The 5,565-nt window shown below is 71.1% G+C and carries 5 protein-coding genes; 2 read left to right on the forward strand and 3 right to left on the reverse strand.

All coding sequences use genetic code 11. The annotated features are described in order from the left end of the window. Together CCN56_RS22595 and CCN56_RS22600 are read left to right on the forward strand one after the other, a co-directional pair. Positions 1–496 (forward strand): Clp protease N-terminal domain-containing protein (locus CCN56_RS22595; RefSeq protein ID WP_107484206.1); only part of this gene is annotated, 496 nt, incomplete at its 5' end. A gap of 95 nt (positions 497–591) precedes the next feature. Next, on the forward strand, positions 592–1,326 hold the full coding sequence (locus CCN56_RS22600) for a MerR family transcriptional regulator (protein ID WP_086829464.1): 735 nt from the start codon (positions 592–594) through the stop codon (positions 1,324–1,326). Here the strand turns inward: CCN56_RS22600 and CCN56_RS22605 are convergent. The 3 genes from CCN56_RS22605 to CCN56_RS22615 form a co-directional block, all read right to left on the reverse strand. Next, positions 1,313–3,487 (reverse strand): 3-hydroxyacyl-CoA dehydrogenase NAD-binding domain-containing protein, encoded by a 2,175-nt coding sequence (locus CCN56_RS22605; RefSeq protein ID WP_086829466.1) that lies wholly within the window; start codon positions 3,485–3,487, stop codon positions 1,313–1,315. The two genes, CCN56_RS22600 and CCN56_RS22605, sit on opposite strands and share 14 nt — an antisense overlap. A 33-nt stretch (positions 3,488–3,520) precedes the next feature. Next, positions 3,521–4,735, reverse strand: coding sequence for an acetyl-CoA C-acetyltransferase (locus CCN56_RS22610; RefSeq protein WP_086829468.1), 1,215 nt, complete (start codon positions 4,733–4,735; stop codon positions 3,521–3,523). 45 nt (positions 4,736–4,780) lie between these two features. Beyond that, positions 4,781–5,565: acyl-CoA dehydrogenase family protein (locus tag CCN56_RS22615; RefSeq protein WP_086829472.1), on the reverse strand; the 785-nt coding region annotated here is incomplete at its 5' end.

Genomic DNA, 5,565 nt, shown 5'->3' on the forward strand with positions numbered 1-5,565 from the left:
GGAGCGGGACGGCGCGGCCGTCGTCACCCCGGAGCACCTCCTCCTGGCCCTGCTCGACCGTGAGGACACCCGCGCGGCGGCGGTGCTCGGGCGGCTGTGCCCGCCGGAGCGCCGCCCGTCCCTGCTCGCCGCGCTCTCCGACGCGCGGCGCCGGGCCGGACTGTCCCGGGCGGACGCCGAGGCCCTGGCCGACCTCGGCATCGACGTCGGCGCGATCGTCGAGCGCGTCGAGGAGACCCACGGCGCGGGCGCACTGGCCGGTGACCGCAAGGACGCCGGATGGTGGTCGGGCCGCCTCACCTTCTCCCGCGAGGCGAAGACCGTCCTGGAGAAGTCGCTCCGCGTGGCCGTGGCCCGCAAGGACCGCGAGATCGGCGACGAGCACCTCCTCCTGGCCCTCACCGTCCTCGGCGGCGTCGTCGCGGAGGCGCTGGCCGACCACGGCGTCACCTTCGCCTCCGTCGACACGGGCCTGTCCTCCCCCACGCCCCTCTGATCCCCGGCCCGCCGGACGCCCGGCGGGCCGCCGACCGGTGGGACGAGCCCTTCGGGGGCTTTTACAGTCGTGGTGAGACAGCAATACTGTTGAACATGGAGCAGCTGAGCGACGTGCAGGGGCCCGTCTACACCGTGGACGAGCTGGCCGCGCGGGCCGGGGTCACGGTGCGGACCGTGCGGTTCTACGGGACCCGGGGGCTGCTGCCGCCGCCCGTCATCGGCGCCCGCCGGGTGGGGCACTACGGGCAGGACCACCTGTCGCGGCTCGCGCTGATCGAGGAGCTCCAGCGGCAGGGGATGACGCTGGCGGCGATCGAGCGGTACCTGGAGCAGCTGCCCTCCGACCTGAGCGCGCAGGACCTGGCCATCCACCGCGCCCTGGTGGCCTCGTGGGCTCCCGAGTCCGCCGAGACGATCACCCGGCGCGATCTTGAGCGGCGGGCCGGGCGGGAGCTGACCGAGCGGGACGTGGACCGGCTGGCCGCGATGGGCGTGCTCGACCGGACCGAGGAAGCCGACACGTACCGGCTCGACGGGGCACTGCTGCGGCTCGGTGTCGAGCTGCTCGACGTGCCCATCGAGCACGAGACGATCCTCGCCTCCCGGACCGTGCTCCTGGAGCACGCGCGCGCGGCCGCCCAGGAGCTCTCCCGGCTCTTCCGGGACGAGGTGTGGAGCCCGTACCGGGAGAGCGGGGAGGACCCGGACCACCTGAGCGCGATGAAGTCGCTCTCGGCGCACATGCAGCCGATGGTGGTCCAGGCCCTCCTCACCGCTTTTCAGCGCTCGCTGAGCGAGGAGCTGAGGACCGCGTTCAGGAGTCGGTGAAGGTCTCGCCGCGCTCGGCCTTCTCCACCAGGAGGGCCGGCGGGGCGAACCGCTCGCCGTACGTCTCCGCCAGTTCCCGGGTGCGCGCCACGAAGCCGGGCAGCCCTCCCTCGTAGCCGTTGATGTACTGGAGGATGCCGCCGGTCCAGGCCGGGAAGCCGATGCCCATGATGGACCCGATGTTGGCGTCGGCGACCGAGGTCAGGACGCCCTCCTCCAGGAGCCGGACCGTGTCCAGGGCCTCGGAGAACAGCATCCGCTCCTGCATGTCGCGGAACGGGATCTCGTACCCGGGCTTGGTGAAGTGCTCGCGCAGGCCCGGCCACAGCCTGCCGCGCCTGCCGTCCTCTCCGTACTCGTAGAAGCCCGCGCCGCCGCTGCGGCCGGGGCGCCCGAACTCGTCGACCATGCGGTCGATGACGGCCTCGCCCGGGTGGGTCACCCAGGTGCCGCCCTCCTCCTCGACCGCCTTCTTCGTCTCGTTGCGGATCTTGCGCGGGAGGGTGAGGGTCAGCTCGTCCATGAGGGAGAGGACCTTCGCCGGGTAGCCGGCCTGGGCGGCGGCCTGCTCGATCGAGGCGGGCTCGATGCCCTCGCCGACCATGGCGACGCCCTCGTTGATGAAGTGGCCGATCACCCGGGAGGTGAAGAAGCCGCGCGAGTCGTTGACGACGATCGGCGTCTTGTTGATCTGCCGGACCAGGTCGAAGGCGCGGGCGAGGGCCTCGTCGCCGGTGCGCTCGCCCTTGATGATCTCGACGAGCGGCATCTTGTCGACGGGCGAGAAGAAGTGCAGGCCGATGAAGTCGGTCTGGCGCTCGACGCCCTCGGCGAGGACCGAGATCGGGAGGGTGGAGGTGTTGGAGCAGAGCAGGGCGTCGGGGGCGACGACGTGCTGGACCTCCTGGAAGACCTTGTGCTTGAGCGCCGTGTCCTCGAAGACCGCCTCGATGACCGCGTCGCAGCCGGCCAGGTCCGCCACCTCGGCGGTGGGCGTGATGCGGGCGAGGAGGGCGTCGGCCTTCTCCTGCGTGGTGCGGCCCCGGGAGACGGCCTTGGCGCAGAGCTTCTCGGAGTACGCCTTGCCCTTCGCCGCGGACTCGGCGGAGACGTCCTTGAGGACGACCTCGATGCCGGCGCGGGCGCAGGAGTACGCGATGCCGGCGCCCATCATGCCCGCGCCGAGCACGGCGACCTTGCGGACCTGGCGCTTCTCCACGTCCTTCGGGCGGCTCGCGCCCGAGTTCACCGCCTGGAGGTCGAAGAAGAACGCCTGGATCATGTTCTTCGCGGTCTGGCCGATGACCAGCTCGGTGAAGTAGCGGGACTCGATGGTGATCGCGGTCTCGAAGTCGACCTGGGAGCCCTCGACGGCGGCGGCCATGATGGCCTTCGGGGCCGGGTAGGGCGCGCCGTTCAGCTGCTTGCGCAGGTTGGCCGGGAAGGCCGGCAGGTTGGCGGCGAACTTCGGGTTCGACGGGGTGCCGCCGGGGATGCGGTAGCCCGGGACGTCCCAGGGCTGGTGGGACTCCGGGTGCGCGTCGATGAAGGCGATGGCCTTGGCCATCATCTCCTCGGGGGTGGCGGCGATCTCGTGGACGAGACCGCTGTCCAGGGCGCGCTTCGGGGCGTACTGGGTGCCCTGGAGCAGCACCTTGAGGAGGGCGTCGGTGATGCCCATGAGACGTACGGTGCGGGCGACGCCGCCACCGCCGGGCAACAGGCCGAGGGTGACCTCGGGCAGGCCGATCTTGGAGCCGGGGGCGTCGAGGGCGACGCGGTGGTGGGAGGCGAGCGCGATCTCGTAGCCGCCGCCGAGCGCGGCGCCGTTGATGGCGGCGACGACGGGCTTGCCGAGGGTCTCGATGCGGCGCAGCGCGTTCTTGATCTCGATGGCGCTGTCGAAGATGTCCTGGGCGTGCTCGGGGCCCGCCTTGATCATGTCCTTGAGGTCGCCGCCCGCGAAGAAGGTCTTCTTCGCGGAGGTGTAGATGATGCCGCGGATGGAGTCCTTCTCGGCCTCCACGCGGTCGGCGATCGCCTTGATCGAGGCCCGGAAGGCCTGGTTCATGGTGTTGGCGGACTGGTTGGGGTCGTCGAGGACGAGGGTGACGATCCCGGTCTCGTCCTGCTCCCAGCGGATGGTGGTGCTCTCGGTCATCGGGTTCTCTCCGTAAGGGTTCGGACGGGACGGTCAGACGCGCTCGACGACGGTGGCGATGCCCATGCCGCCGCCCACGCAGAGGGTGGCGAGGCCGTAGCGCTTGTCCTGGCGCTCCAGCTCGTCGACGAGGGTGCCGAGGATCATGCCGCCGGTGGCGCCGAGCGGGTGGCCGAGCGCGATGGCGCCGCCGTTGACGTTGACCTTGTCCAGGGAGATGCCCATGTCCTTGACGAAGCGGAGGACGACGGCCGCGAAGGCCTCGTTGATCTCGACGAGGTCGATGTCGTCGATGGTGAGGCCGGCCTTGGCGAGGGCCTTGCGGGTGGCCGGGGCCGGGCCGGTGAGCATGATGGTCGGCTCGGAGCCGGAGACGGCGGCCGAGACGATCCGGGCGCGCGGCCTGAGCCCGTACCGCTCGCCGACCTCCTCGGAGCCGACGGCCAGGAGCGAGGCGCCGTCGACGATGCCGGAGGAGTTGCCCGCGTGGTGGACGTGGTCGATCTCCTCGACCCAGTGGTACTTCTGCAGCGCGACCGCGTCGAAGCCGCCGAGTTCGCCGATGTCGGCGAAGGAGGGCTTGAGGCGGGCCAGGGTGTCGGCGGTGGTGCCGGGGCGGATGAACTCGTCGTGGTCGAGGACGGTGAGTCCGGCGCGGTCCTTGACGGGGACGATCGAGCGGGCGAAGCGGCCGTCCTTGACTGCGGCGGCGGCGCGCTCCTGGGAGAGGGCGGCGTACTCGTCGACGTCGCGGCGGGAGAAGCCCTCGATGGTGGCGATGAGGTCGGCGCCGATGCCCTGGGGGACGAAGTTGGTCTCCAGGTTGGTCATCGGGTCGGCGAACCAGGCGCCGCCGTCGGAGGCCATCGGGACGCGGGACATGGACTCGACGCCGCCGGCGAGGACGAGGTCCTCCCAGCCGGAGCGGACCTTCATGGCGGCCATGTTGACCGCTTCGAGGCCGGAGGCGCAGAAGCGGTTCTCCTGGACGCCGGCGACGGTGTCGGGCAGGCCTGCGGCGATGGCGGCGATCCGGGCGATGTCGGAGCCCTGGTCGCCGACCGGGCCGACGACGCCGAGGACGATGTCGTCGATGGCGGCCGGGTCGAGGTCGGGGTTGCGGGCCTGGATCTCCCGGATGAGGCCGACGACCAGGTCGATGGGCTTGGTGCCGTGCAGGGAGCCGTTGGCCTTGCCGCGTCCGCGCGGGGTGCGGATCGCGTCGTACACGTACGCTTCGGTGCTCACGGGAAGCCTTTCGCGGTGAGGGTTCTTCGAGGGGTGCGGGGCGGGTCAGCCGAGGAGGGAGCGGCCGATGATCTCCTTCATGATCTCGGTGGTACCGCCGTAGATGGTCTGGATGCGGCCGTCGGTGAAGGCACGGGCGACCGGGAATTCGCTCATGTAGCCGTATCCGCCGTGCAGTTGCAGGCAGCGGTCGGCGACGCGCTTCTGGAGCTCGGTCGCCCACCACTTGGCCATGGAGGCGTTGACCGGGTCGAGTCCGAGGCCGGTCGGGTCGGCGTGCTCGGCGATGCAGCGGTCGACGAAGGTGCGGGTGACGGCGCACTCGGTGGCCATCTCCGCGATCTCGAAGCGCACGTGCTGGAGCTTGGCGAGCGGCCGGCCGAAGGCCTCGCGCTCCTTCACGTAGCGGGTGGTGAGCTCCAGGAGGTGCTCGGCGCCGGCGATGCCGGCGACGGCGATGGCGAGGCGCTCCTGGGCGAGGTTGGTCATGAGGTGGACGAAGGCGCCGTTGAGCTCGCCGAGCAGGTTCTCCTTGGGGACGCGGACGTCCTTGAAGAAGAGTTCGGCGGTGTCCTGGGACTTCTGGCCGATCTTGTCGAGGTTGCGGCCGCGCTCGAAGCCCTCCATGCCGCGCTCGACGACGAGGAGGGAGAGGCCGTGGGCGCCGCCCTCGGGCGTCGTCTTCGCGACGACGATCACCAGGTCGGCGAGGATGCCGTTGGAGATGAAGGTCTTGGAGCCGTTGAGGATCCAGTGGTCGCCGTGGTCCTCGGCGGTGGTGCGGATGCCCTGGAGGTCGGAGCCGGCGCCGGGCTCGGTCATCGCGATGG

This window comes from Streptomyces sp. NRRL B-24572 (genome assembly GCF_002156145.1).
In the GTDB taxonomy this organism is placed as follows: Bacteria; Actinomycetota; Actinomycetes; order Streptomycetales; family Streptomycetaceae; genus Streptomyces; species Streptomyces vietnamensis.